General features: G+C 68.4%; 26 protein-coding genes. 11 read left to right on the forward strand and 15 right to left on the reverse strand.

Annotation, left to right across the window (positions count from 1 at the left end):
- Positions 1-78 precede the first annotated feature (78 nt).
- The 10 genes from ABUE11_RS06530 to ABUE11_RS06575 all read left to right on the forward strand — a co-directional run bounded on the left by ABUE11_RS06530 (position 79) and on the right by ABUE11_RS06575 (position 10,767).
- Positions 79-1,062, forward strand: coding sequence for a tripartite tricarboxylate transporter substrate binding protein (locus tag ABUE11_RS06530; RefSeq protein WP_367068247.1), 984 nt, complete (start codon positions 79-81; stop codon positions 1,060-1,062).
- 11 nt (positions 1,063-1,073) lie between these two features.
- Positions 1,074-2,195 carry a CoA transferase gene (locus ABUE11_RS06535; protein WP_367068249.1) on the forward strand — a complete coding sequence of 374 codons (1,122 nt, stop codon included), beginning with the start codon at positions 1,074-1,076 and terminating at the stop codon, positions 2,193-2,195.
- 182 nt (positions 2,196-2,377) lie between these two features.
- On the forward strand, positions 2,378-2,845 hold the full coding sequence (locus ABUE11_RS06540; protein ID WP_367068250.1) for a (2Fe-2S)-binding protein: 468 nt from the start codon (positions 2,378-2,380) through the stop codon (positions 2,843-2,845).
- Between the two features lie 27 nt (positions 2,846-2,872).
- Positions 2,873-5,245: a xanthine dehydrogenase family protein molybdopterin-binding subunit gene (locus ABUE11_RS06545; protein ID WP_367068251.1), complete on the forward strand. Its 2,373-nt coding sequence runs from the start codon at positions 2,873-2,875 to the stop codon at positions 5,243-5,245.
- A gap of 186 nt (positions 5,246-5,431) precedes the next feature.
- Positions 5,432-6,223, forward strand: a complete 792-nt coding sequence (locus ABUE11_RS06550; protein WP_367068253.1) for a xanthine dehydrogenase family protein subunit M — start codon at positions 5,432-5,434, stop codon at positions 6,221-6,223.
- A gap of 64 nt (positions 6,224-6,287) precedes the next feature.
- Positions 6,288-7,226: a MoxR family ATPase gene (locus tag ABUE11_RS06555; protein WP_367068254.1), complete on the forward strand. Its 939-nt coding sequence runs from the start codon at positions 6,288-6,290 to the stop codon at positions 7,224-7,226.
- A gap of 11 nt (positions 7,227-7,237) precedes the next feature.
- Positions 7,238-8,485 carry a VWA domain-containing protein gene (locus tag ABUE11_RS06560; RefSeq protein WP_367068255.1) on the forward strand — a complete coding sequence of 416 codons (1,248 nt, stop codon included), beginning with the start codon at positions 7,238-7,240 and terminating at the stop codon, positions 8,483-8,485.
- Between the two features lie 15 nt (positions 8,486-8,500).
- Positions 8,501-9,061, forward strand: coding sequence for a carbon monoxide dehydrogenase subunit G (locus ABUE11_RS06565; protein ID WP_367068257.1), 561 nt, complete (start codon positions 8,501-8,503; stop codon positions 9,059-9,061).
- Between the two features lie 3 nt (positions 9,062-9,064).
- Positions 9,065-10,105 carry an XdhC family protein gene (locus ABUE11_RS06570; RefSeq protein WP_367068258.1) on the forward strand — a complete coding sequence of 347 codons (1,041 nt, stop codon included), beginning with the start codon at positions 9,065-9,067 and terminating at the stop codon, positions 10,103-10,105.
- On the forward strand, positions 10,105-10,767 hold the full coding sequence (locus ABUE11_RS06575; RefSeq protein ID WP_367068260.1) for a nucleotidyltransferase family protein: 663 nt from the start codon (positions 10,105-10,107) through the stop codon (positions 10,765-10,767). Before ABUE11_RS06570 ends, ABUE11_RS06575 begins: the two co-directional genes overlap by 1 nt.
- Before the next feature lie 527 nt (positions 10,768-11,294).
- Here the strand turns inward: ABUE11_RS06575 and ABUE11_RS06580 are convergent.
- The 7 genes from ABUE11_RS06580 to cyoA all read right to left on the reverse strand — a co-directional run bounded on the left by ABUE11_RS06580 (position 11,295) and on the right by cyoA (position 18,682).
- Entirely contained in the window at positions 11,295-12,185 is an 891-nt protein-coding gene (locus ABUE11_RS06580) for a plasmid replication/partition related protein (protein WP_367068261.1), read from the reverse strand.
- 101 nt (positions 12,186-12,286) lie between these two features.
- A complete protein-coding gene (gene yegQ / locus ABUE11_RS06585; RefSeq protein WP_367068262.1) occupies positions 12,287-13,663 on the reverse strand; it encodes a tRNA 5-hydroxyuridine modification protein YegQ in 1,377 nt (458 codons plus the stop codon).
- A gap of 168 nt (positions 13,664-13,831) precedes the next feature.
- On the reverse strand, positions 13,832-14,599 hold the full coding sequence (locus tag ABUE11_RS06590; protein WP_367068768.1) for an SURF1 family protein: 768 nt from the start codon (positions 14,597-14,599) through the stop codon (positions 13,832-13,834).
- A 65-nt stretch (positions 14,600-14,664) separates the two neighbouring features.
- Entirely contained in the window at positions 14,665-15,024 is a 360-nt protein-coding gene (gene cyoD / locus ABUE11_RS06595; RefSeq protein ID WP_367068263.1) for a cytochrome o ubiquinol oxidase subunit IV, read from the reverse strand.
- A complete protein-coding gene (gene cyoC / locus ABUE11_RS06600) occupies positions 15,025-15,660 on the reverse strand; it encodes a cytochrome o ubiquinol oxidase subunit III (protein WP_367068264.1) in 636 nt (211 codons plus the stop codon).
- On the reverse strand, positions 15,653-17,656 hold the full coding sequence (gene cyoB, locus ABUE11_RS06605) for a cytochrome o ubiquinol oxidase subunit I (RefSeq protein ID WP_367068266.1): 2,004 nt from the start codon (positions 17,654-17,656) through the stop codon (positions 15,653-15,655). Before cyoB ends, cyoC begins: the two co-directional genes overlap by 8 nt.
- A 24-nt stretch (positions 17,657-17,680) precedes the next feature.
- Complete coding sequence (gene cyoA / locus ABUE11_RS06610; protein ID WP_367068267.1) at positions 17,681-18,682, reverse strand: ubiquinol oxidase subunit II; 1,002 nt, start codon at positions 18,680-18,682, stop codon at positions 17,681-17,683.
- A gap of 306 nt (positions 18,683-18,988) precedes the next feature.
- Between cyoA and ABUE11_RS06615 the strand changes: the two genes are divergently transcribed.
- Positions 18,989-20,320, forward strand: coding sequence for an MFS transporter (locus tag ABUE11_RS06615; protein WP_367068269.1), 1,332 nt, complete (start codon positions 18,989-18,991; stop codon positions 20,318-20,320).
- 102 nt (positions 20,321-20,422) lie between these two features.
- Here ABUE11_RS06615 and tolA read toward each other — a convergent pair whose 3' ends face one another.
- The 8 genes from tolA to ribBA all read right to left on the reverse strand — a co-directional run bounded on the left by tolA (position 20,423) and on the right by ribBA (position 26,535).
- The gene (gene tolA / locus ABUE11_RS06620; protein WP_367068270.1) at positions 20,423-21,421 is read right to left on the reverse strand and encodes a cell envelope integrity protein TolA; all 999 of its coding nucleotides are present in this window, start codon (positions 21,419-21,421) and stop codon (positions 20,423-20,425) included.
- Between the two features lie 21 nt (positions 21,422-21,442).
- Positions 21,443-21,868, reverse strand: a complete 426-nt coding sequence (locus tag ABUE11_RS06625) for an ExbD/TolR family protein (protein ID WP_367068271.1) — start codon at positions 21,866-21,868, stop codon at positions 21,443-21,445.
- A gap of 176 nt (positions 21,869-22,044) precedes the next feature.
- Complete coding sequence (gene tolQ / locus ABUE11_RS06630) at positions 22,045-22,746, reverse strand: protein TolQ (protein ID WP_367068272.1); 702 nt, start codon at positions 22,744-22,746, stop codon at positions 22,045-22,047.
- Positions 22,743-23,168 carry a tol-pal system-associated acyl-CoA thioesterase gene (gene ybgC / locus ABUE11_RS06635; protein ID WP_367068273.1) on the reverse strand — a complete coding sequence of 142 codons (426 nt, stop codon included), beginning with the start codon at positions 23,166-23,168 and terminating at the stop codon, positions 22,743-22,745. The genes tolQ and ybgC overlap by 4 nt, the downstream gene beginning before the upstream one ends.
- A 6-nt stretch (positions 23,169-23,174) precedes the next feature.
- A complete protein-coding gene (locus ABUE11_RS06640) occupies positions 23,175-24,359 on the reverse strand; it encodes a pyridoxal phosphate-dependent aminotransferase (protein WP_367068274.1) in 1,185 nt (394 codons plus the stop codon).
- Between the two features lie 60 nt (positions 24,360-24,419).
- The gene (gene nusB / locus ABUE11_RS06645) at positions 24,420-24,950 is read right to left on the reverse strand and encodes a transcription antitermination factor NusB (protein WP_367068275.1); all 531 of its coding nucleotides are present in this window, start codon (positions 24,948-24,950) and stop codon (positions 24,420-24,422) included.
- Positions 24,947-25,411 carry a 6,7-dimethyl-8-ribityllumazine synthase gene (ribH, locus tag ABUE11_RS06650; protein ID WP_367068276.1) on the reverse strand — a complete coding sequence of 155 codons (465 nt, stop codon included), beginning with the start codon at positions 25,409-25,411 and terminating at the stop codon, positions 24,947-24,949. Before ribH ends, nusB begins: the two co-directional genes overlap by 4 nt.
- A gap of 2 nt (positions 25,412-25,413) precedes the next feature.
- A complete protein-coding gene (ribBA, locus tag ABUE11_RS06655) occupies positions 25,414-26,535 on the reverse strand; it encodes a bifunctional 3,4-dihydroxy-2-butanone-4-phosphate synthase/GTP cyclohydrolase II (protein ID WP_367068277.1) in 1,122 nt (373 codons plus the stop codon).
- Between the last annotated feature and the right edge of the window lie 37 nt (positions 26,536-26,572).

Below are 26,572 nucleotides of genomic sequence, written 5' to 3' on the forward strand. Positions count from 1 at the left end.
TGAAATCATAGAAAAATGGCCTCTAGCGCACGACAGGCAAGCGCTAGCAGCTATCAAATCAATACCATGAGACAAACCATGACCCCATCCAAACGCCATCTGCTCGGCCTGATTGCCGGCGCGGCCATGTTGGCCGCCTTGCCCGTCCAGGCGCAGGACAAATTCCCCGAGCGCCCCATCATGTTCGTCGTGCCCTTCCCCCCGGGCGGGCCCACGGACGCCATGGCGCGCATCCTGGCCACCGAGCTCACCAAGGAGCTGGGCCAGAGCGTGATCGTGGACAACAAGGCCGGCGCCGGCGGCAACATCGGCGCGGAGGCCGTGGCACGCGCCACGCCCGACGGCTACACCATCATGTTCGGCACCTCGGGGCCGCTGGCCATCAACCACAGCCTGTACAAGGGCCTCAAGTACGACCCGCGCACCAGCTTCGAGCCCGTGATCTACGTGGGCTACCTGCCCAACATCCTCGTGGTGCGCCCCGGCCTGGGCGTGAACAACGTGCAGGAGCTCATCGCCAAGGAAAAGGCCAGGCCCGGCACGCTGAGCTTTGCCTCCTCGGGCAACGGCGCCTCGTCGCACCTGGCGGGCGTGCTGTTCAACGAGCTGACCGGCACCAAGCTGCTGCACGTGCCCTACAAGGGCACGGGCCCGGCGCTCAACGACCTGCTCGGCGGGCAGGTGGACATGACGTTCACTGACATCCTCACCGCCATGCCCTACATCAAGAGCGACAAGGTCAAGGCCCTGGGCGTGGCCACGGCCAGGCGCTCCAGCGCGCTGCCCGACATTCCCACCATTGCCGAGCAGGGCGTCAAGGGCTATGACGTGAGCGTGTTCTTCGGCGTCGTCGCCCCCAAGGGCACGCCGGCCGACCGCGTCAAGCTGCTCAACCAGGCGTTTGCGCGTGCGCTGGCGGCGGACAAGGTCAGGCAGACCTTTGCCGCCCAGGGGCTGGAATCGGCGCCCGACCATTCGCCGGCCTACCTGGGCAAGTTCATTCACTCCGAGGTCGACAAATGGGCCAAGGTGGTCAAACAGGCTGGCGTGCAGCTCGATTGAAAGGCAAGGCCATGCAAGCACAAGCAGGAGCCCTGGCGGGCATCAAGGTGCTGGATCTGTCGCGCATCCTGGGCGGGCCGCTGTGCGGCCAGATCCTCGGTGACCATGGGGCCGATGTGCTCAAGGTCGAGCCACCCCAGGGCGACGACACGCGCGCCTGGGGGCCGCCGTTCAGGGACGGCGTGGCGTCCTACTACTTCGGCCTGAATCGCAACAAGCGCATCCAGTTTCTCGATCTCTCGACAGCCGAGGGCCAGCAGCGCGTGCGTGAACTGATGGCCCAGTCCGACGTGGTGGTGGAGAACTTCAAGGTCGGCACCATGGAGAAATGGGGCATAGGCTACGAGCAGATGCGCGAGGCCTTGCCGCATTTGATCTGGTGCCGCGTCACGGGCTTTGGCAGCGACGGCCCGCTGGGCGCGCTGCCGGGCTACGACGCGGCCGTCCAGGCCATGGCCGGCCTCATGAGCATCAACGGCGATGCCGACGGCGACCCGCTGCGCGTAGGCCTGCCCGTGGTGGACATGGTCACGGGTATGAACGCGGCCCTGGGCGTGCTGCTGGCGCTGCACGAGCGCACCCGTAGCGGCCTGGGCCAGCTGGTCGACGCCGCGCTGTACGACAGTGGCCTGTCGCTCTTGCACCCACACGCGGCCAACTGGTTCATGAGCGGCAAGGTGCCTGTGCGCACGGGCAACGCCCACCCCAACATCTACCCGTATGACGTGATCCACACGGGCGGCGCGCCCATCTTCCTGGCCGTGGGCAACGACCGCCAGTTCCGCCTGCTGTGCGACTACATCGGCCAGCCCGCCCTGGCCGAGGACGCGCGCTTTGTCACGGCGGGGCAGCGCTCGGTGCACCGCGCCGCGCTCAAGCCCCTGCTCACGCAGGCCTTCGCCCGCCGCGACGGGCAGGAGCTGGCCGACGCACTCATGGCCATAGGCGTGCCGGCCGCGCCGGTGCTGGACGTGGCCCAAGCCCTTGAGCACCCGCACACCGCGCACCGCGAGATGGTGGTGACCATGCCCGGCGGCTACCGGGGCCTGGGTACGCCGGTCAAGCTCAGCCGCACGCCGGCGAGCTACCGCCACGCGCCGCTGAGCGAGGGGGTGGACTTTCTGCCGGACTGAACGGCAACGAGCATCGCGCTTTCCCCGCTCCGCAGGCGCCCGCCATGATCCAAAGCATGGCGGGCGCCTTCGTTTTGTGGCTGTTCCAAGGGTTTTACCCGAGCATGCCGCGGTGGCAGGCTCCAAGAATGAGAGGGCTTTGCTGCCCCCGTTTTCACCACAACAACCAGGAGATACCCGCGATGCAAGTAGAGCTCAAGGTCAATGGCCGCGCCGTCTCGGCCGACGTGGCACCCAATACCCTGCTGGTGCAGTTTCTGCGCGAGCATCTGCGCCTGACGGGCACCCACCAGGGCTGCGACACCGCGCAATGTGGCGCCTGCACGGTGATCGCCGACGGTCGCGCCATCAAGGCCTGCAACGCGCTGGCGCTGCAGATGCAGGGGGCGGACATCACCACCATAGAGGGTCTGGCCGCGGCCGACGGCACGCTGCACCCCATGCAGGCGGCATTCAAGGAGTGCCATGGCCTGCAATGCGGCTTCTGCACACCCGGCATGGTGATGAGCGCAGTCGACCTGCTGGCCCACCACCCCAAGGCCAGCGAGGCCGAGATCCGCGCGCATCTCGAGGGCAACCTGTGCCGCTGCACGGGCTACCAGAACATCGTCCGGGCCGTGCAGACGGCGCAGCAGACCATGGCCGCCTGAGGGCGCCGTCAGCACAAGGAGACCACCATGGGTGCCACCGACTTTGCCAAGCTGCCGCACATCGGCGAATCCGTCAGGCGCAAGGAGGATCTGCGCTTTCTGACCGGCGCGGGCAACTACACCGACGACATCGTGCAACCGGGCCAGAAGTACGCCGTCTTCGTGCGCTCGCCCTACGCGCACGCCAATATCAAGGCCGTGGACACGGCCGCGGCCGCCGCCATGCCAGGCGTGGCCGCCGTCTTCACGGGCAAGGACATGGAGGGCAAGGTGGGTGGCCTGCCCTGCGGCTGGCTCATCTCCAACCCCGATGGCAGCCCCATGAAGGAGCCGCCGCACCCGGTGCTCGCCATCTCCAAGGTGCGCTACGTGGGCGACCATGTGGCCATGGTTGTCGCCGACACGCTGGAGCAGGCCAGGAACGCCGCCGAGGCCGTGGTGGTGGACTACGAGGAACTGGCCCCGGTCATCGACATGCGCAAGGCCGCCCAGGGCCCGGCGCTGCACGCCGAGGCACCCGACAACCATTGCTACACATGGACCCTGGGCGACAAGGCCGCGGTCGATGCCGCCTTTGCCGGCGCCGCCCATGTCACCAAGATAGACCTGACGAACAACCGCCTCATCCCCAACGCCATGGAGCCGCGCGCGGCCAACGCCAGCTACAACCGCGCGAGCGACGAATACCAGCTCTACGTGGCCAACCAGAACCCGCATGTGGAGCGCCTCCTGATGACCGCCTTCGTGCTCGGCCTGCCCGAGCACAAGGTGCGCGTCATCGCGCCAGATGTGGGCGGTGGCTTTGGCTCCAAGATCTTTCTTTATGCCGAGGACGTGGCGCTGACCTGGGCCGCCAAACAGCTCAGTTGCGCCATCAAGTGGACGGCCGAGAGGAGTGAATCGTTTGTCAGCGACGCGCACGGGCGCGACCACATCACCCATGCCGAGATGGCCATGGACAAGGATGGCAAGTTCCTCGCCATGCGCGTGCACACCCACGCCAACCTGGGCGCCTACCTGTCCACCTTTGCCTCGGCCGTGCCCACCATCCTCTACGGCACGCTGCTCGCGGGCCAATACACCACGCCGCAGGTCTATGTGGAGGTGGACGGCTGGTTCACCAGCACGGCGCCCGTTGACGCCTACCGCGGCGCGGGCCGGCCCGAGGCGGCCTACCTCATCGAGCGCCTGGTCACGCGCTGCGCCTGGGACCTGGGCCTCTCGCAGGACGAAATCCGCAAGCGCAACTTCGTCACCCAGTTCCCCTACCAGACGCCGGTGGCCCTGCAGTACGACACGGGTGACTTCCACGCCTGCATGAACGAGGCGCAAAAGCTCGCCGACGTGGCCGGCTTCGACGCGCGGCGCAAGGCCAGCGAGGCCAAGGGCTTGAAGCGCGGCATAGGCTACTCGAGCTACATCGAGGCCTGCGGCCTGGCGCCGTCCAACATCGCCGGGGCTCTTGGAGCCCGCGCCGGCCTGTTCGAGGCCGGCGAGGTGCGCGTACACCCCACGGGCAGCGTGACGGTGTTCACCGGCTCGCACAGCCACGGCCAGGGGCACGAGACCACGTTCGCCCAGCTCGTCGCCGCGCGCCTGGGCCTCTCGCCCGACCAGGTGGACATCGTGCATGGCGACACCGGCCGGGTGCCGTTTGGCATGGGCACCTATGGCAGCCGCTCGCTGTCGGTGGGCGGCACGGCCATCATGAAGGCGCTGGACAAGATCGAGGCCAAGGCCAAGAAGATCGCCGCGCATTTGATGGAGGCCTCGGACGCCGACATCGAATTTGCCAATGGCGAATTCACCGTCAAGGGCACGGACAAGAAGGTGCCGTTCGCCCAGGTGGCGCTCACCGCCTACGTGCCGCACAACTACCCGCTCGACAAGCTCGAACCCGGGCTGAACGAGACCGCCTTCTACGACCCCACCAACTTCACCTACCCGGCAGGCACCTACATCTGCGAGGTGGAGGTGGACCCGCAGACCGGCGTGGTGCGCGTGGACCGCTTCACCACGGTGGACGACTTCGGCGTTATCGTCAACCCGATGATCGTCGAGGGCCAGGTGCATGGTGGCGTGGTGCAGGGCATGGGCCAGGCGCTCATGGAGCAGGGCGTGTACGACCCGGACAGCGGCCAGCTGCTCACCGGCAGCTACATGGACTACACCATGCCGCGCGCCGACGACTTCCCCGAGTTCCGGCTCGGCCATGTCTGCACGCCCTGCACGCACAACCCGATAGGCAGCAAGGGCTGCGGTGAGGCCGGCGCCATAGGCTCGCCGCCGGCCGTCATCAACGCCGTGCTGGACGCGCTCAGGCCCCTGGGCGTGACCGAGCTCGACATGCCCGCCACGCCGCACCGCGTGTGGCAGGCCATCCAATCCGCCAAGCCTTGAAATGAAACGACACCCCCCTGAGTCGCTTCGCGCCTTCCCCCCGCTCTCGCATTGCTGCGCAATGCGGGCAGGGGGACGCCACCAGCGCGGCGGGGCGGCCCTTGCGCGGTGGCCCGCGCCTGGGTTGCGCCCGCAGCGGGCGTTGTGAACGCAGCGATGCCTCCGGGTTACTGAAAGGACTTTGTCATGTACGCATTCACCTATGAGCGCCCCGCCACCCAGGCCGACGCGCTGAAACTCGCACAGGCGGGCGGCAAGCTGCTGGCCGGCGGCCAGACCCTGCTGGCCTCGATGAAGCTGCGCCTGGCCGCGCCCGAGCAGATCGTGGACCTGGGCGCCATCGCCGCACTCAAGGGCATACGCCGCGAGGGCAACGCCGTCATGATCGGCGCCATGACGCGCCACTGCGACGTGGCCGAGAGCGCCGAGCTGGGCGCCGCCATTCCCGCGCTGGCCCGGCTGGCCGGCGGTATTGGCGACCGCCAGGTGCGCGCGCGCGGCACGCTGGGCGGCTCGGTGGCCAACAACGACCCCGCGGCCGACTACCCCGCGGCGCTGCTGGCGCTGGGCGCGACGGTGCTGACCGACCGGCGCGAGATCGCCGCCGACGATTTCTTCCAGGGCCTGTTCGCCACGGCGCTGGAGGAGGGCGAGCTGATCACGGCCGTGCGCTTTCCCATTCCAAAGCGCGCGGCCTACGTGAAGTTCGTCCAGCCGGCGTCGCGTTTTGCGCTCATCGGCGTGTTCGTCGCGCAGACCGATGCGGGCGTGCGCGCGGCCGTCACCGGCGGGGGCAACGGCGTGTTCCGCCAGGGCGCGTTCGAGCAGGCGCTGTCGGCCGACTTCCGACCCGAGGCCATCGCCGCCATCGCCACGGATGCGGGCGAGATGTCCAGCGACCTGCACGGCAGCGCCGAATACCGTGCCCACCTCGCGGGCGTGATGGCCCAGCGTGCGGTGGCGCAGGCGCTGGCGTGATTTGTAATCAAAAATGGCTGTATCGCTTGACATGCAAGCGTGAGCAGCTATCAAACTTGATTCAATGAACGACCCTGTGCCCCCCGGCGCCTGCAACTCCATCGATGCGCTGGCCGCGGCCCTGCAGGCCGAGGGCTACTTTGCCGACCGGCGCCTGGCCACGGCCGTGTTCCTGGCGCTCAGGCTGCAGCGCCCGCTGCTGCTCGAGGGCGAGCCCGGCGTCGGCAAGACCGAGCTGGCCAAGGCGCTGGCGCGCGTGCTGGCGCGCCAGCTGCTGCGCCTGCAATGCTTTGACGGGCTGGAGCAGCGCGAGGCGCTGTACGAGTGGAACTACACGGCCCAGCTCTTGCACCTGCGCGCCCACGAAGGCACGCAGACGGCCAGCGCGCTGGAGCAGGAGCTCTACCAGCCGCGCTATCTGGTGCGCCGCCCGCTGTTGCAGGCGCTCGAAGCGCCGACGCCCGGCGCGCTGCTGCTCATCGACGAGGTGGACCGCGCCGACGAGCCCTTCGAGGCCTTTTTGCTCGAATACCTGGGCGAGTATCAGGTCAGCATCCCCGAGCTGGGCACGCTGCGCGCGGCCGTGCCGCCCGTGACCATACTGACCAGCAACCGCACGCGCGAGCTCAGCGACGCGATCAAGCGCCGCTGCCTCTACCACTGGCTGGACTACCCCGAGCGCGAGCGCGAGCTCGCCATCGTGCGCGCCCTCGTGCCCCAGGCGCCCGCGCAGCTGGCCGACCAGGTGGCGGCCTTTGTGCAGCAGCTGCGCGCCAGCCCCCATGGCGCGCATTTCCAGCGCGCGCCGGGCATTGCCGAGACGGTGGAATGGGCGCGCGCGCTTGTGGCGCTCGACACCGTGGTGCTCGACCCCGAGGTCGTCACCGACACCGCGGGCATTCTGTTCAAGCAGCGCGACGACGTGGCCGCGCTCGACCGTGCGCTGGCAGAGCAGGCCCTTCTGGCCAGCCAGGCCAGCCAGGTCGGGCAGGCCGGCGCCTGATAGGCCTTGCCATGTCCACCACGCCCGCAGGGCCACCTTCGGTCACAGAGCCGCGGCGCGTGTCGCAACTGGGCGACGCGCGCAGCGGCAAGCTGGCCGGCAACCTCACCGCGTTTGGCCGTGCGCTGCGCCGCGCCGGCGTGCCCGTGGACGCGGCGCGCATGGCCCTGGCGCAGCAGGCCATGCAGCTCGTGGGCGTGGCGCGCAGGGACGACATGGCCGCCGCGCTAGAGGCCGTGCTGGTCAGTCGCGCGCAGGACCGCCAGGTGTTCCGCGAGCTGTTCGAGGCGTTCTTTCGCGACCCCGACCTCGCCCACAAGCTGCTCGCGCAGATGCTGCCGCGCGCCGATGGCCGCGCCGAGCCCCCGCGCCAGCGCCCGCGCGTGCGCGAGGCCCTGCAGCCGCCCAGGCCCCAGCCCCAGGCCGCGCCCGAGCAGGCCGTCGACCTGGACGCCGCCATGAGCGCGAGCCACCTGCAGCGCCTGCGCCAGGCGGACTTCAACCAGCTCAGCGCGAGCGAATACCAGCTCGTCGAGCGCCTGGTGCGCGCTATCCCCCTGCCGCTGCCGGGTGTGGCCTCGCGCCGCAGCCAGGTGGGCAGCCGTGGCGCGCGCATCCACTGGGCGCGCACGCTGCGCCACGGCGCGCGCCATGGCGGGGACCTCGCCATGCTGCAGCGCCAGCAGCGGCGCCGCGAGCCGCTGCCGCTGCTGGTGCTGGTCGATGTGTCAGGCTCCATGGAGCGCTATGCGCGCCTGCTGCTGGCCTTTGTCCATGCGGCCACGGCGCGCGTGCGCATGGACGGACAGGCCCACGCGCTGCGCCGCGACGTGTTCGCCTTTGGCACGGGTCTGACCGACCTGAGCGCGGCCTTCAAGGAGGCAGACACCGACCGCATGCTCGAGCGCGCCGGCCAGGCCATACAGGACTATGCCGGCGGCACGCGCCTGGGCGAGAGTCTCGCCAGCCTGCGCCGCGCGCATGCGCACCGGCTCGTGGGGCGGCGCACGCTGGTGCTGCTGGTCAGCGACGGGCTGGACACGGGCGAGCCCGAGCTGCTCGCGCGTGAGCTAGCCTGGCTCAAGCTCCACTGCCGGCGCCTGCTCTGGCTCAACCCGCTGCTGCGCTTTGACGGCTACGAGCCCAGCGCGCGCGGCGCCGCCGTGCTGCACCGCGCGGCCGACGCCATGCTGGCCGTGCACAACGTCACCCGGCTGCAGCAGCTGGCCGGGGCCATCGCCGACCTGATGAGGCAATAACCCAAGGAGACAAGCATGGAAATGCAAGGCGCGCGCCAACTGGCCATCACCCAGCAGCAGGCCTGGGAGGCCCTGAACGACCCCGAGGTCCTGAAGCTCTGCATCCCCGGCTGCGACAGCATCGAGTCCACGGGCGACAACGCCTACGACCTGGTCAACGCCATCAAGGTCGGCCCCGTGGCGGCCAAGTTCAAGGGCAGCATCCAGCTGGCCGACGTCAACGCGCCGCACAGCTACACGCTGAACTTCGAGGGCAATGGCGGCGTGGCCGGCTTTGGCAAGGGCAGTGCCCAGGTGTCGCTCGCGCCGCGGGACGAGGGCTGCGAGCTCGCCTACACCGTGAGCGCCAGCGTGGGCGGCAAGATCGCCCAGGTGGGCCAGAGGCTGATCGACGGCGTGGCCAAGTCCATGGCCGAGAGCTTCTTCAAGCGCTTCGACGAGGAGATGCAGCGCCGCCACGGCCCGGCCGAGGAGGAACCCGAGGCCAGGCCCGGCGCTCTCAAGAAGATGTGGTCCAGGCTCAAGGGCGGCGCGAAGGACGCTGATGCCGCCACCGACGGCGATGGGGAGACATAGGCCATGGAAAACCTTGACGTCACCGTGCTGCGCGCGCTGCGCGACTGGCGCCTGGCCGGCCGCCAGGCGCTGCTGGTCACCGTGGTGCGCACCTGGGGCTCGTCGCCCCGGCCCGTGGGCTCCATCATGGCCCTGTGCGAGGACGGGGCGGTGGTGGGCTCGGTCTCGGGGGGCTGCATAGAGGACGACCTGATCGCGCGCTACGCCCATGCCCAGGGCGCCGACGCCCTGCCGCGCAGCGGCGCGCCGCAGTTCGCCAAGTACGGCGTGACGGCCGAGGAGGCCTTCCGCTTCGGCCTGCCCTGCGGCGGCACGCTGGAGCTGCTGCTGGAGTTCAGCCCCGACGCCGCGAGCTTGGCCGCCCTGGTGCAGGCGCTCGATGCCGGGCGCCTGATGCGGCGCAGCGTGCGTCTGGGCGACGGCGTGGTCTCGCTGCAGCCGGCAGAGACACCGGCCGATCTGCAGCTCGATGCGGCGCAGCTCACCAACACCTTCGGCCCAGAGTACCGCATGCTCATCATCGGCGCCGGGCAGATGAGCGAATACCTGGCCACCATGGCACAGTTCTGCGGCTTTGCCGTCACCGTCTGTGATCCACGCGAGGAATACCGCGGCGCCTGGAGCGTGCCCGGCGTGCAGCTGCTCACCACCATGCCCGACGACACCGTGGCCGCGTTTGCGCCCGATGCGCGCAGCTGCGTCGTGGCCCTCACGCACGACCCCAAGCTCGACGACCTGGCACTGCTGCAGGCGCTCGAGACCCCGGCCTTCTACATCGGCGCCATTGGGAGCCGCCGCAACAACCAGGCCCGGCGCCAGCGCATGATCGAGCACCTGGGCCAGACCGAGGCGGGCCTGGCGCGCCTGCGTGGGCCCATAGGCATCTACATAGCCAGCAAGACCCCGCCCGAGATCGCCGTGAGCGTCATGGCCGAGGTGCTGGCCGTGAAGAACGGCGCACCCCTGCCGCGCGACATGGACGTGGCCCATGTCAAGGACGCCCAGGGCCTGGCCGCCGCGGGCTCGGCCTGCAAGGTGGGCTGATGGAGCTGCCGCCCAGCGTCGCCGCCGTGCTCATGGCCGCGGGCGCGGGCCGGCGCATGGGCCATTGCCCCAAGTCCCTGCTGCTGCGCGATGGCGAGCCGCTGCTGCTGCGCCAGATTCGTCTGCTGGCGCAGGCCGGCGTGGCCCATGTCGCCGTGGTGCTGGGCCACCACGCGCGGGCGCTTGAGGCCATGTTGGCGCAGGCGCAACTGCCGCCCGCGCTGTCACTGCGTGCGGTGGTCAACGCCACGCCCGATGAGGGGCCGGGCTCGTCGCTGCGCTGCGGCCTCGCGGCGCTGCCGGCCGAGGCCGATGAGCTGCTCGTGCTGCTGGCCGACCAGCCGCTTTTGGAGCTTGAGGACATACAGGCCATGCGCGCCGCCTGGCGCGCGCGCGGCGCCGGGGTGGAGCTGGTCCTGCCCCAGCACGCGGGCCAGCCCGGCCACCCCATCGTCTTCGGCCCCGTGCTGCGCCGGGCCGTGATGCAGGCCACGGGCGGGCAGGGCGTGCGCGAATGGCGCCGCGCCCATCCGGAACAGGTGCAGGCCGTGCCCCTGCGGCACGAGCGCTGTACCACCGACGTGGACACGCCCGAGGATTTGCAGTCCTTGGGCGAGCGCTTCGGCGTGTGGCTCCAGCGGCCGTCCGAATCGGCGCGCTGACCGCAGGTCTCAGATCACATGTCGACTCCCGACGGCCGTCATCCCCGCGAAGGCGGGGATCCACAGCCGCGGTGACGCAGTGGCGATTAGGCGTGCGATGGCGCGGGCGCCTGGATCCCTGCGTTCGCAGGGATGACGGGTGTGGTTGCGCGGCCGCACGAATCGGCTCTCTGGCCGTAGGTCGCAGAACGGATCACTTGGCGATTCCCGACGACCGTCATCCCCGCGAAGGCGGGGATCCACAGCAGCGGAAATGCGGTGACGATTCGGCGGGCACCTGGATCCCTGCGTTCGCAGGGATTACGGGAGCGGTTGTGAGGCCGCCCGAATTGGCGCCCTGGCCGCCGGTCGCGGAGTGGATGACCTGTCGACTCCCCACGGCCGTCATCCCCGTGAAGGCGGGGATCCACAGCCGCGGTGACGCAGTGGCGACTGGACGGGCGCCTGGATCCCTGCTTTCGCAGGGATGATGGGTGTGAGCGTGCCGGGCGGGGAATCCGCCACGCAGATCTGGCCGGTCAGGCCGCTCAGGCCGCCTCGGCCAGCAGATCCTGCAGCGCCTTGACCTGCTGGCGCAGGCGCTCGTTCTCGGCCTCGAGCTCGGTCACGCGCTGTTGCAGTGCGGCCGCGTCGGGGACGGACTGGGCCTGCTGGGCGGCATCGCTGCCGCTCTCGGCGCCTTCCGTGGCCACGGCCTTGGGCTTCTTCTTTGCCTCGCGCACGCGCTTGGCGGCCTGCTTGAGGTCTTGCGCGCCGCCCGCGGCCGCGGCCTGCTGTTCCTCCACCGGCAGCGTGGCGACGACGGCCGCGGCGTTGAGCGACAGCTCGCCCGCCTTCACGGCGGCGACCACCTCGGGCGCTGCGTTCTGGTGGATGGTCTCGATGGCCTTGACCTGCGCGGCCGTCAGGCGCGCGGCGCGGGCCAGGGCCTCGCGCGTGTCCAGGGCCTCATCGGGCACCCTGGGCACGCTGGCGAGAGCCTTGGCGACGACCGAGTCGGTGTCGCCCTCCCAGGGGGCCTGGGCCTCGGGCGATTGCGCGGCCTCGGCCTTGGCGGCGACGACTGCGGCGGCGGCCGCCGCGCGCCGCTCGGCAATGATCTCGCGCTTGCGCAGCGCCAGCACGCCGCGCTGGAACTCCGACACGCTGCGCCGGCCCAGGTGCTGGTCGATCATCCACAGGTGCACGTCCTCCATGCTCTGAAAGCGCTGGTTCTGCACGGTCTGGAACGGCAGGCCGTGCTTCTGGCAGATGCCGAAGCGGTTGTGGCCGTCGACGAGGACGTTGCCCCACAGCACCAGCGCGTCGCGGCAGCCCTCGGCGAGGATGCTGCGCTCGAGCGCGTCATGCTCGTCGGGCGTGAGCGGGTCGATATAGGCCTTCAGTTCGGGCAGGACGACGATGTCTTCGGGATTCATAGGGAGTCGGTCAACGCAGGAAAAAGGCAAAGGCCCCGGCGGGGCCTTTGAGTGAAAATGGGTTGCAGCGCTTGCCTGTAAAGCGCGGCCAGCTATGGTTTTTAAGATGTCTGCAGCAAGCGCGCGATCAGCGCACCCTCCACCGGGCCGTCGAGCGGAATGCGCACGCGCACCGGGCTGCCCTGGGCGACCTGCACGGGCTCGCCGTCCAGGTTGAACATCTTCTCGAGCAGCATCTGCCGGTTGCCCTGGGGGTGGATGATCTCGAGCGTATCGCCCACGGCAAAGCGGTTCTTGGTCTCGACCTCGGCCATGCCGTCGGCATAGCCGCGCACCTCGCCCACAAAGTGGCTGCGCTGCAGCACGCTGTGGCCGGTCTCGTAGTTCTGGTAGTCGTTGGCGGGGCGGCGCTCCAGGAGGCCGCCGGTGTAGCCGCGGTTGGCCAGGCCCTCGAGCTCGGTGATCAGGTGCGGGTTGAACGGGCGGCCGGCCACGGCGTCGTCGATGGCGCGGCGGTAGACCTGGGCCGTGCGCGCCACGTAGTACAGGCTCTTGGTGCGGCCTTCGATCTTGAGCGAATCCACGCCAATTTTGACCAGCCGCTCCACATGCTCGACGGCGCGCAGGTCGCGGCTGTTCATGATGTAGGTGCCGTGCTCGTCCTCCATGATGGGCATGAGCTCGCCGGGGCGGCCGATTTCCTCGATCAGGTAGACCTGGTCGGCCTTGGGATGACGCTGGCCGCCACCACAGGTGCTGGTGAACTGACTGTCGGCGTCCTGGCGCGCCTTGTCGAAGCTGAAAGCCTTGTCCATGGCCGTGGCCAGGGCCTCGCCGGTGTTCGGGTCCACGGCCGCCTCGTGCGTCTTGTATTCCCAGCGGCAGGCGTTGGTGCAGGTGCCCTGGTTGGGGTCGCGGTGGTTGAAGTAACCGCTGAGCAGGCAGCGGCCCGAGTAGGCGATGCACAGCGCGCCGTGCACGAAGACCTCGATCTCCATGTCGGGGCAGTCCTGGCGGATCTTCTCGATCTCGTCCAGAGACAGCTCGCGCGAGAGGATGATGCGCGACACGCCCGCCTTCTGCCAGAACTTCACCGTGGCCGAGTTGGTGGTGTTGGCCTGCACGGAGAGGTGGATTTCCGTCTCGGGCCACTTGTCCTTGACCATCATGATGAGGCCGGGGTCGGCCATGATGAGGGCGTCGGGCCTGCAGTCGATGACGGGCTCGATGTCGCGCAGATAGGTGCGCACCTTGTCGTTGTGCGCGATCAGGTTGCTGGTGACGAAGAACTTCTTGCCGCGCGCGTGCGCCTCTTGAATGCCCTGGGCGATCTGCTCGAGGCGAAATTCGTTGTTGCGTGCGCGCAAGGAGTAGCGCGGCTGGCCCGCATAGACGGCGTCGGCGCCAAAGTCATAGGCGGCGCGCATCTTGTCGAGGCTGCCCGCGGGCAGCAGCAGTTCGGGGGCTCTGAGGGTCATGGGGCGTGATTTTCGCCGATGCGCACCAACCCTGCGAGGCGCGCGCTTTCACGCGGGGCAGGGTGGGTACGAGTCAGGTGAATTGGATAAAAATCGGCCTTCAGGCCTTGCCCACAAAGCGCTGGCAGCTATGCAGGTGATAGCGCTCAGCGCCCTGCGGGACGGCCATCATGGCCCTGGGCGATCGAGGGCCTGGCCGCCTGCCGGTGAGCGCCGCTCGTGCCGGACCACGAAGACCGCCGCGGCCACCACCATGGCCGCAAGGCCGTACCAGGTGATGGCGTAGACGAGGTGGCTGTTGTGAAAGCGCACCACGGTCATGCCGGGCCTGGGCCAGGGGCCCGCATAGGCTGGGCCGACGTCCGCCGCAGTGGGGGCACGCGCGTCGGGAAGGCCGGCGTCGATGAAGAACGGCGCCGCGTCCTGCAGGCCCAGCGCCTGGGTGATGGCGGCCACGTCGCGCGAATGCCAGCGCTGCTGCGCAGGGTCGTTGCGGCGCAGAAAGCCGCCGCCGGGCTCGCTCATGCGCATCAGGCCCTCGATCTGCACGGGCGTGTCGGCCGGCGTGTCGGCCGTGCCCGCGGCCCAGGCGCCGCGCTGGGCCTCTGGAATGAAGCCGCGGTTGACGAGTACCTGCCCGCCGTCGTCGAGCTGCAGTGCCGACAACACCCAGAAGCCCGCGCCCAGCGTCGTCGTGGCCTGGGTCAGCACCGTCTTGGCCGGCAGCCAGCGGCCGCTGGCCTTGACGGCCAGGTATTCGTGGCCCGCGGCGTCCACGCGTGGCCAGTCGGCGCGCGGGGGCAGGGGCTGGGGCGCGGCGTGCAGGCGCTGCTCCACGCGCTGCATCAGCGCGAGCTTCCAGCCGCGGCGCTCCACCTGCCAGCTGCCCAGCGCGACGAACAGCAGGAACAGGGCGATGCCCGCGAGGGCGAGCAGCGCCAGGGCGCGGCGCGAGCGCGGCCGGCCGCCCGTGGCCGGCGTTGCGACGCAATCGGGACTGGTCAAGGATGGGCGGGCATCATGGCCGCGTTCATGTGGAACATGACCCACAGCGTGCCGACGATGGTGACGGCCAGGAAGACGATGGTGAAGATCGTGGACAGCATGGTCCAGCCGCCCTGCATCTTGCCGTTCATGTGCAGGAAGTAGACCATGTGCACGACGATCTGCACCGCCGCGAACAGGCCCAGCACCAGCGCCGCCGTGGCGCGGTCGGCGATGGTGCCGCTCATCACCAGCCAGAACGGGATGGCCGTGAGGATGACGGCCAGGATGAAGCCCTTGACATAGTCGCCCCGGCTGACGTGCAGGTCGTCATGGTGGTCGTCGTGGTGACCGGCGTGAAGTTCATGCGTGCTCATTTACAGCACCCCCATCAGGTACACAAAGGTGAAGACGCCGATCCAGACCACGTCCAGGAAGTGCCAGAACATCGACAGGCAGTTCAGGCGGCGCGTGTTCTCGTGGATCAGGCCGTGCTTGCCGATCTGCAGCATCACCGTGACGAGCCAGATCAGGCCGAAGGTCACGTGCAGGCCGTGCGTGCCCACCAGCGTGAAGAAGGAGGACAGGAAGGCGCTGCGCTGCGGGCCCGCGCCCTGGTGGATCATGTGCGCGAACTCGTAGAGCTCCACGCCCAGGAAGGCCAGGCCGAGCACGCCGGTGACGGCCAGCCAGCCGAGCGTGCCGCGCACGTCGCGCTGCTGCTTGTGCAGCATGGCAAAGCCGAAGGTGATGGACGACAGCAGCAGGAAGGCCGTGTTGACGGCGACGAGCTTGAGGTCGAACAGCTCGGCGCCCGTGGGGCCGCCCGCGTAGTTGCGGCCGAGCACGCCATAGGTGGCGAAGAGCACGGCGAAGATGAGGCAGTCGCTCATCAGGTAGAGCCAGAAGCCCAGCGAGGTGCCGTTCTCCGGGTGGGGCTCATGCGCGAGGTGGTACTCGCGCGTCGTCAGGGCGGCGGCGCCGCCGGCGGGGAGGGTGTGCGTCTCAGACATGGGCTGCGGCAAGCTGCTGGGTGCGTGCGTGTTCCGTGGCAGCGACTTCGGCGGCCGGGATGTAGTAGTCACGCTTGTAGTTGAAGGTGTGGATGATGGAGGCCAGCACGGTGGCGGCGAACGAGGCGATCGCCAGCGGCCACATGTGCCAGATCATGGCGAAGCCAAACAGCGTCGACAGGCCCGCGATCACCACGCCGGCGCCGGTGTTGGCGGGCATGTGGATGGGTTGGAAGCCCGTCAGCGGACGCTTGTAGCCATGCTTCTTCATGTCCCACCAGGCGTCGATCTCGTGCGCCACGGGGGTGAAGGCGAAGTTGTACTGCGGCGGCGGCGAGGAGGTGGCCCATTCCAGCGTGCGCGCGTCCCAGGGGTCGCCCGTGTGGTCGCGCAACTGCTCGCGGCGCAGGTAGCTCACGCCGATCTGGATCAGGAAGCTGGCGATGCCCAGCGCGATCAGCGCGGCGCCACAGGCGGCGATGACGAACCAGATCTGCAGCGACGGGTCCTCGAAGTGGTTCACGCGGCGCGTCACACCCATCAGGCCCACGATGTAGAGCGGGGTGAACGCGACCCAGAAGCCCACGAGCCAGAACCAGAACGAGCATTTGCCCCAGAACTCGTCGAGCTTGTAGCCGAAGGCCTTGGGGAACCAGTAGTTGATGCCGGCGAACACGGCGAACACCACGCCGCCGATGATGACGTTGTGGAAATGCGCGATCAGGAACAGCGAGTTGTGCAGCACGAAGTCGGCCGGGGGCACGGCCAGCAGCACGCCGGTCATGCCGCCGATGGCGAAGGTGCACATGAAGCCCACCGTCCACAGCATGGGCACGTTGAAGCGGATGCGGCCGCGGTACATGGTGAACAGCCAGTTGAAGATCTTGGCGCCCGTCGGGATCGAGATGATCATCGTCGTGATGCCGAAGAAGGTGTTCACCGTCGCGCCCGAGCCCATGGTGAAGAAGTGGTGCAGCCACACCAGGTAGGACAGCACCGTGATGCACACCGTGGCGTAGACCATGGAGGTGTAGCCGAACAGGCGCTTGCCGCTGAAGGTGGCCACGACCTCGGAGAACACGCCGAACGCGGGCAGCACCAGGATGTAGACCTCGGGGTGGCCCCAGATCCAGATCAGGTTCACGTACAGCATGGCGTTGCCGCCCAGGTCGTTGCTGAAGAAGTTGGTGCCGGCGTAGCGGTCCAGGCTCATGAGCAGCAGCGCCGCCGTGAGGATGGGGAAGGTCGCCACGATCAGGGCGTTGGTGCACAGCGCGGTCCAGCTGAACACGGGCATCTTCATGAGCTGCATGCCCGGCGCGCGCATCTTGATGATGGTCACGATCAGGTTGATGCCCGACAGCGTCGTGCCCACCCCCGCGACCTGCAGGCCCCAGATGTAGTAGTCCAGCCCCACGCCCGGATCCTGCGCCCCCAGGTTGGACAGCGCGAGCCAGCCCGAGGTGGAGAACTCGCCCAGGAACAGCGACACCATGACCAGCACGGCGCCGCCGGTGGTCATCCAGAAGCTGAAGTTGTTCAGGAACGGGAACGACACGTCGCGCGCGCCGATCTGCAGCGGCACCAGGTAGTTCATGAGCCCGGTGACGAAGGGCATGGCCACGAAGAAGATCATGATCACGCCGTGGGCCGTGAAGATCTGGTCGTAGTGGTGCGGCGGCAGATAGCCCATGTTCTCGCCAAAGGCCATGGACTGCTGCAGGCGCATCATGGCCGCGTCGGCAAAGCCGCGCAGGAACATGATCAGGCCCAGCACCATGTACATGATGCCGATCTTCTTGTGGTCGATGCTGCAGAACCAGTCGCGCCACAGCGGGCCCCAGAGGCGGAACTTGGTGAGGGCAGCCACGACGGCCAGGCCCCCCAGGACCACGGCAATGAAGGTCCACAGCACGATGGGCTCGTGCGCCATGGGGATGGAGTCCCAGGTGATGCGGCCCAGCAGCCAGTGGGTCGGAGTAGGTTGTTCAGACATATCGGATCTTCTGGCTCGTCAATTTCACTGGTGGTGGCCGCCGGCCTCGTGGTGGGCATGCTCCGCGGCCTGCGGTTCGGCCTTGGCGGCTGCCTTGCCGGCCTTGGCGCGGCGCGCGTCCGCGGCCATGACCTCGTGCATGCAGGGCTGGCCCTCTTGCACGCAGCGGTTGAGCACCCGGTCATAGAGGCCCTCGGCGACGCTGGAGAAGCGCTGCACGGGGTCGCGCTCGCTGGGCTCGGCCAGGGCCAGGTAGCGCGCCTTGTCCAGCGGCTTGCCCTCGGTCTTGGCCTTGGCGATCCATTGCTCGAACTCGGCATCGGACAGGCCGTGGAACTTGAACGTCATGCCCGAGAAGCCCTTGCCGCTGTAGTGCGAGGCCAGGCCCGGGAACACACCGGGCTTGTTGATCACGGCGTTGAGCTCGGTCTGCATGCCGGGCATGGCGTAGATCATGCCGGCCAGGTCGGGCACGTAGAACGCGTTCATGGTCGAGGTCGCGGTGAGCTTGAAGAGAATGGGGCGGTCCACCGGCGCGGCCAGCTCGTTGACAGTGGCGATGCCCTGCTCGGGGTAGAAGAACAGCCATTTCCAGTCCATGGCCACGACCTGCACCTCCAGCGGCTTGACGTCCGCAGGCAGCGCGCGCTGGGCGTCGATGCGGTCGAGCGGGCGATAGGGGTCGAGCTTGTGCGTGGCAATCCAGGTCAGCGCCCCCAGGGCGATGATGATCATGAGCGGCACGCTCCAGATCACGAGCTCGAGCACCGTGGAGTGGTGCCAGTCCGGGTCGTACTTGGCGTTGGCGTTGCCCTTGCGGTACTTCCATGCAAACAGCAGCGTGAGCAGGATGACCGGCACGATGATGATGAGCATCAGCAGCGTGGCGGTGATGACCAGGTCGCCTTGCTGGGCGGCAACGTCGCCCGCGGGGTTGAGTACGACGGTCTTGCTGCAGCCGGACAGACCGGCGGCCGCGACCGCGGCGAGCCAGGCCGGCCCGCGGTGTTTCTTCATGTGGATCATGAGAGGAGAGTGACGAAGGCGTCTACGGACGCGCCCGGCGGGTGGTGCGCCCTAGGTGTAAACGCGAATTACTGGACGGGCGCAAATGTAATCTGACTGGCACATTGGCCCGCGAGCCACCTTGCAAAACATCAATCAATCGCGTCTAAGGTCGTGAAAAACATAGGTTTTTGACGTTTGTCACGAAATCGCATACCCGACTTGATGTAGTGGTTTTCCCTGGATCGGGCTCGGTAGAAGCGCACTTGTTGATCGCCATGCTTGCGTGTAGAACGGATTCGTGTTCATCGCAGGAAGTCCCGAATCATGAGCAATGCGTCCATCGTCTTCCCCGTCCATGGCCATGAGGGTGCGGCCGCGCTGTCGCAGGCCCACACCGATGAGGATGTCACCCCGGGCGAGATCGCCGTGGGCGTGGTCATAGGGCGGGCATCGGAGTATTTCGACTTCTTCGTCTTCGGCATCGCCTGCGTGCTGGTGTTTCCGTCGCTGCTGTTTCCCTTCCTCTCGCACCTCAACGGCACGCTGGCGGCCTTTGCCGTGTTTGCCCTGGCCTTCATCGCGCGCCCCTTCGGCACGGCGATCTCCATGGCCGTGCAGCGGCGCTGGGGGCGCGGCACCAAGCTGACGCTGGCGCTGTTCCTGCTGGGCGTGTGCACCGTGGGCATGGCCTTTCTGCCGAGCTACCAGAGCGCGGGCGCGCTGGCCATCGTCGTCCTCGTCGCCCTGCGCATGGGGCAGGGCGTGGCGCTCGGCGGCTCCTGGGATGGCCTGCCCTCGCTGCTGGCCATGGCGGCGCCGCCCGAGCGCCGCGGCTGGTACGCCATGCTGGGCCAGCTCGGCGCGCCCCTGGGCTTCGTGCTCGCGGCAAGCCTGTTCGCGTACCTGTACGGCAGCCTGTCCCAGGCCGAGTTTCTCGACTGGGGCTGGCGCTACCCCTTCTGCGTGGCCTTTGCGATCAACGTCGTGGCGCTGTTTGCGCGCCTGCGCCTGGTGGTGGGCCAGTCCTACGCCGAGCTGCTCGAGGAAAAGGAGCTGGCGCCCGTGGGCGTTGCGCGCCTGATGCGAGACGAGGGCGGCAACGTGCTGCTGGGCGCGTTCGCGGCGCTCGCCAGCTTTGCGCTGTTCCATGTGGTGACGGTGTTTCCGCTGTCGTGGATGGCGCTGTACTCCGATCGCTCCATGACAGAAGTGCTGTGCGTGCAGATCGTCGGCGCCCTGCTGGCCGTGGCGGCGGTCGCGCTCTCGGGCCGGCTCGCCGATCGCCTGGGCCGGCGCAACCTCCTGGGCGGCATGGCCGTGCTGATCGGCCTGTTCAGCCTCGCCACGCCCTGGCTGCTGGGCGGCGGCGAGTTCGGTGGCAATGTGTTCCTGCTCGGGGGCTTTGTGCTGCTTGGCCTGTCCTACGGCCAGGCCTCGGGCACGGTGACGGCCAACTTCTCCACCCAGTACCGCTACACGGGCGCGGCGCTGTCGGCCGACCTGGCCTGGCTCATCGGGGCGGCGTTTGCGCCGCTCGTGGCGCTGGGACTGTCGGCCCACTTCGGCCTGGGTACGGTGACGCTGTATCTGCTGTCGGGCGTGGCGTGCACGCTGGCGGCGCTGCGCATCAACCGCATGATCGAGCAGCGCTCCTGACGACCAAAAAACGATAGCTGCCTGCGCCCTGTCTGCATGACTTTCATGCCGTTTTCGGCATGAAGTCAAGCACTGACAGGCGCAGGCAGCTATGTTTTTTTATTAGTCCTTCGGGCGGAAGCCGATCACCAGCGAGGAGGGCACGCGCCCGTCCACGTCGCGCGGCAGGGTCTCGGTGCGCTGCAGCGCGCGCATCACGGCGTCGTCCCAGGCCTTGTTGCCGCTCGAGTGCGTGATGCGCACGCCGACGATGGTGCCGTCGGGTGCGGCGCGCACCTCGACCTCGGCGCGCGGGTTGCCCTCGCCCAGGTCCGGATAGACGATGTTGGGCCTGACCTTGGCCGCGACCTTTCCGCCATAGCCCGCCGACGGCGAGTTGCCGGAGCCGCTGCCCTGGCCCTTGGATGGCCCGGCCGATGCGGCAGCCGTGCCCGTGCCACCCGTGCCGGCCATCTGCTGCATGCGGCGGATGTTGGCCTGGTGGCGCGCCTCGGCTTCCTTGGCCTCCTTGGCTTCGCGCGCGGCCTGTTCGGCCTTGCGGCGCTTGTCCTCGGCGAGCTTCTTCTGCTTCTCCAGCTTCTCCTGCTCGGCCTTTTCCTGCTCGAGCTTCTGCTTCTTCTGCTCGGCCAGCTGCTTCTCGCGGCGTTCCTTTTCGCGCTCGGCCTTCTCGCGCTCCTTGCGCTCCTCTTCGAGGCGTTCGCGGCGCTCCCTGTCCTTCTTCTCCTGCTCGAGCTGTTGCTGCTTCTTCTTCGCCTCTTCCTCGCGCTGCTTCTTCTTTTGCAGGGCGATGTCGGCCTCGTGCTGGTCGTCATCGACCTGGCGAGGCGGCGGGGGCGGCGGCGGGGCGGGGCGGGGCTCGGGTTGGGGTTCGGGCGTGGGGGGCGGCGGGGGCGGTTCGGGCGCGCGCGGCGCTGCCTGCTGGGGCACGGCGGCCCAGAGCTCGGCCTCCACGGCCGGCTCGTCGCTGCTGCTCTTCCAGTTCACGCCCCAGGTCAGCGCGCCGATCAGGATGGCGTGGGCCAGCACCGCCAGCGCAATCGCGCGCATGCGCCCGGGCGGGCGCGGCGGGGCCAGCAGGTCGCGGTCGTCGATGGCGTGCATGTGCTTGTGGACCTCCCGGACTCAGCCGCCGCTCTTGACGGCCAGTGCGACGCGCTTGACGCCGTCCTTCTGCAGCGCGGACATGGCCTTCATGACCATGTCGTACGACACATCCTTGTCGGCGCTGATGAGCACGGGCGTGTCCTCGGGCTGGTCCTTGAGCCAATTGGTGGCGGTACTGCCCAGCTGGGCCAGGGGCACGCTGCGCTCGTTGCCGTCGGCCTTGAAGCGCACGCCGCCATCCTTGTCCACTATGACGTCGGCACGTGTCTGGGGCAGCTTGCTGCCCTTGCCGACCGAGGGCAGATTCACCGAGCTGGGCGTGAGCATGGGCGCCGTCACCATGAAGATGATGAGCAGCACCAGCATCACGTCGATGAAGGGCACCATGTTGATCTCGTTCATGGAGCGGCGGCGCGATCCGCCGCGTGAGGCCATGGCAGGCATTTCAATTCTCCATCGTGTATCGCAGCGCACTCAGCGGATAGCACCGGCGCGCCCTGTGCCCGCGGGCGCCGCGCAAGGGCCGCCCCGCCGCGCTGGCGCCGTCCCCCTTCCCGCAGTGCGCAGCGCTGCGAGAGAAGGGGGAAGCCGCAAAGCGGCTCAGGGGGATGTACTTCATGTCAGTGGCCTGAGGGTGAGCCGGGCTGGGCGCCCAGGTTGCGCTGCAGGATGTTGGAGAACTCCTCGATGAAGGTCTCCTGGTGGATGGCCACGCGGTCGATGTCGCGCGCGAAGCGGTTGTAGGCGATCACGGCCGGAATGGCGGCGAACAGGCCGATGGCGGTGGCCACCAGGGCCTCGGCGATGCCGGGCGCCACGGTGGCCAGCGTCACCTGCTCCATGCCGGCAAAGCCCGTGAAGGCGTGCATGATGCCCCAGACGGTGCCAAACAGGCCCACATAGGGCGACACCGAGGCCACAGAGCCGAGGAAGGACAGGCTTGATTCGATCACGTCCATCTCGCGCTGGAAGCTCGCGCGCATGGCGCGGCGCGCGCCGTCGAGGAGCGTGCCGGGGTCGGCGATGCGGCGCTCGCGCAGCTTCTGGTATTCGCGCATGCCGCTGGCGAAGATGCGCTCCATGGGGCCGGCGCTCTTGGCGTTGTGTGTGGCGCTGGCGTAGAGGTCGTTCAGGCTGGTGCCGGACCAGAAGTCGCGCTCGAAGTCCTCGTTGAGCGCCTTCACGCGCTTCAGGGCAAACAGCTTGCGGAAGATGGCGGCCCAGCTGGCCACCGAGACGGCGAGCAGCAGCAGCATGACCAGCTGCACCACCCAGCTGGCATTGAGCACCAGGCTCAGTATCGACATGTCGTGTGAGTTCATGATGAGGAGAGTCGTTCCAGAATCGTGCCCGGTATGCGCGCCGGGCGCAGGCTGGCAGCATCCACCCAGCCTATGCGTATGCTGCCTTCGCACAGAAGCGGCGAGGGGTTGTCGGGGTTCATCTGCTGCGGTTTGAGGAGTGCCTGCTGTGCCAATGTGATCGACGCCCGTCCGCATTCCTGCAGGCTGGCCGTGACGATGAGCTCATCATCGAGGCGCGCCGGGCGCAGATAGCGCAGACGCGCGTCGGTTACGACAAACATGCCGCCCGTGAGTTCCCGCAGTTTCTGCTGGCCGAGGTCGAGCGAGCGCAGCCACTCGGTTCGCGCGCGCTCGAAGAACTTGAGGTAGTTGGCGTAGAACACGATGCCGCCGGCATCGGTGTCCTCCCAGTAGATGCGTATCGGCCACTCGAACGCCATGGCGCCTCAGCCCAGCAGGTTCTTGAGGCGCGCCACGGCTTCCTGCAGCTGCGCCATGGAGTTGGCCGTGGAAAAGCGCACGAAGCGCCCGGTATCAAAGCTGCCGAAGTCGCGGCCCGGTGTGATCGCCAGATGGGCTCGGCGCATGAGTTCGAAGGCAAAGTCCCAGCTGCCCGCAACACCGAGCTTTTGCGCTGCCGCGCCGCAGTCGGCCCAGGCGTAGAAGGCGCCGTCGGGCATGACGGGGACGCTCAATCCAAGCGCGTTCAATGCCGGGATGAAGAAGTCACGCCGGGCCTTGAATTCCATGCGACGGCGTTCGTACTCGGCAATGCTCTCGGGCTCGAAGCAGGCGAGGGCCGCGTGCTGCGAGATGGTGGAGGCGCAGATGAACAGGTTTTGCGCCAGGCGCTCGACCACCGGCACCATGGCCTCGGGCACGACCATCCAGCCCAGGCGCCAGCCCGTCATGTTGAAGTACTTGCTGAAGCTGTTGATGCTGATGATGTCCTCGCCGAGAGCCAGCGCCGTGTGGCCGAACTCCTCTTCGTAGGACAGGCCCAGGTAGATCTCGTCGATGATGGTCAGGCCGCCGCGTGCGCGCACCACCTCATGGATGCGGCGCAGCTCATCGGGCGCGATCGAGGTGCCCGTGGGGTTGGAGGGCGAGGCCAGCAGCACGCCACGCGTCTTTGGCCCCCAGGCCGCCTCGACCTTGGCGCTGCTCAGTTGAAAGCGCTCCACGGCCGTGGTCGGGATCAGCACTGCCTTGCCTTCTGCCGCGCTCACGAAGTGGCGGTTGCAGGGGTAGCTCGGGTCGGGCATGAGGATTTCGTCGCCCGCGTCGATCAGCGCCAGGCAGGCGAGCTGCAGCGCGGCCGAGGCACCGGCCGTGACCACGATGCGCCGGGCCGGCACGTCGACGCCAAAGCGCGTCGCATACCAGCCGCTGATGCGCTCGCGCAGCGCATCCAGGCCCAGGGCGTTGGTGTACTGCGTGAGGCCGTCGCGCACGGCGCGGTCGGCCGCCTGCTGCACGAGCGGCGGGGCGGTGAAGTCGGGCTCGCCGATGTTCAGGAAGATCATGGGCTCGCGTGTGCCCGCAACCTCTTGCGCGAGCTGCTGCGCGGCCTTGGCCACTTCCATGACGTAAAAGGGTTCGATGCGCTCGGCGCGGGTGGAAAACTTCATGGCAGAAAGTCTGGCCCGCGGCCAGCGGCGCGCGGGCGGGAAGAAGCGGAAATAAGCGGCTCAGCCGGCCTTGCCTGCGGCCTTGTCGGCCTCCACCTCGGCGGCGCGCAGCTGCGGTGCCAGGCCGTTCAGCACGCCGTTGACGTACTTGTGGCCATCGGTGCCGCCGAACTCCTTGGCCAGTTCGATGCATTCGTTGATGACCACGCGCCAGGGCACATCGGGGCAATGCTGGAACTCGTACACGCCTATCCACATCACGGCGTGCTCGATGGGCGAGATCTCGGCCATCTTGCGGTCGAGCTGCGGCGTGATCAGGTCGTCCATGTACTGGGCCGTGGTAATGCAGCCGTGCAGGAGGGCGTCGTAGTGCGCGGCGTCGGCCTTGTGAAAGCCCGACAGGTCGCGCGTGAACAGGTCGATGGACGTCGCGTCGTTGCGGCCCACCAGGTGCTGGTAGAGCGCCTGCAGCGCGAATTCACGCGCGCGCGAGCGTGCCGACTTGGCACTGGCCTTGCGCGCACCCGTGGCCGTGAGGCCGGTGCGCGACTGGCGCGGGCGCTTGGGCTGGTCTGCTGCGGTATCGCTCACGACAGCTCTCCCAGCAGGTTGGCCATCTCCACGGCCACGCGGGCCGCGTCCTGTCCCTTCTCGGTCTGGCGCGCGATGGCCTGCTCCAGGTTCTCGGTGGTCAGGATGGCGTTGGCGATCGGGATCTGGTAGTCCAGACCCACGCGCGTGACGCCCGCGCCCGACTCGTTGGCGACGAGCTCGAAGTGATAGGTCTCACCGCGGATGATGCAGCCCAGGGCGATCAGCGCGTCGAACTCGTCGCGGTCGGCCATGGCCTGCAGCGCAAGCGGCACCTCCAGCGCGCCGGGCACGAACACATGCTGGATGCGGTCTTCCTGCACGCCGAGCCTGAGCAGCTCGGCGCGGCAGGCCGCGGCCAGGGCGTTGGTGATGTCTTCGTTGAAGCGGGCCTGCACGATGCCTATGTGCAGCTTGCTGCCGTCGAGTTGATCGGCCGTGCCTTTGTTTGCGCCAAACATGCTTATTCCTTGGGGATGTAGCCGGTGATTTCCAGGCCGTAGCCAGTCATGCTGGGCATGCGCCGCGGCTGGCCCATGAGCTGCATGCGGGTCACGCCCACCTCGCGCAGGATTTGCGCGCCCACGCCATAGGTGCGCAGGTCCATGCGGCCGCGCTCGGGCGCCTGGGCCGCACGGGCCGTGCCCTCGAACTGCTCGAGCAGCTGCTCGCCGGTCTCGCCGCAGTTGAGCAGCACGGCGACACCGCGGCCCTGCTCGGCGATGTAGCGCAGGCTGGCGTCCAGGCTCCAGGAATGCATGGAGCGGCGGATCTCCAGCGTGTCGAGGACCGACAGCGGCTCGTGCACGCGCACCGGCACGCTGTCGCCCGCCTCCCACTGGCCCTTGACCAGTGCCAGGTGCACGGCCTGGCTGGGCTCGTCGCGAAACGCATGGGCGGTGAAGTCGCCGAACGTGGTCTGCATGGCGCGCGAGCCCACCTTGTGCACCAGCGACTCGGTGCGGCTGCGGTGCTCGATGAGGTCGGCAATGGTGCCGATCTTGATGCCATGCTCGGCCGCGAACAGCTGCAGGTCGGGCAGGCGGGCCATGGTGCCGTCGTCCTTCATGACCTCGCAGATCACGGCGGTGGGGCTGCAGCCGGCCATGGCGGCCAGGTCGCAGCCGGCCTCGGTGTGGCCCGCGCGCATGAGCACGCCGCCGTCGACGGCCTGCAGCGGGAAGATGTGGCCGGGCTGCACCAGATCGGCCGCCTGCGCGTTGGGAGCGACCGCGGCCTGCACGGTGCGCGCGCGGTCGGCGGCGGAAATCCCCGTGGTCACGCCCTCGGCCGCCTCGATGGAAACGGTGAAGGCCGTGCCCATCTTGGTGCCGTTGCGCGCCACCATGGGCGGAAGGTTCAGTCGTTCGCAGCGCTCGCGCGTGAGCGTCAGACAGATCAGGCCGCGGCCAAAGCGCGCCATGAAGTTGATGGCCTCGGGCGTCACATGATCGGCGGCGATGACCAGATCGCCTTCGTTCTCGCGGTCTTCCTCGTCCACGAGGATGACCATGCGGCCGGCGGCGAGCTCGGCCACGATGTCTTGCACGGGCGAGATCGGCACGGGCGTCAGGGGGGTGTTCATGCAGTGCTTTCGATGGGCAGTGCGCCGATGCGGCGGC

Source organism: Oryzisolibacter sp. LB2S, from assembly GCF_040732315.1.
GTDB lineage: Bacteria > Pseudomonadota > Gammaproteobacteria > Burkholderiales > Burkholderiaceae_C > Alicycliphilus > Alicycliphilus soli.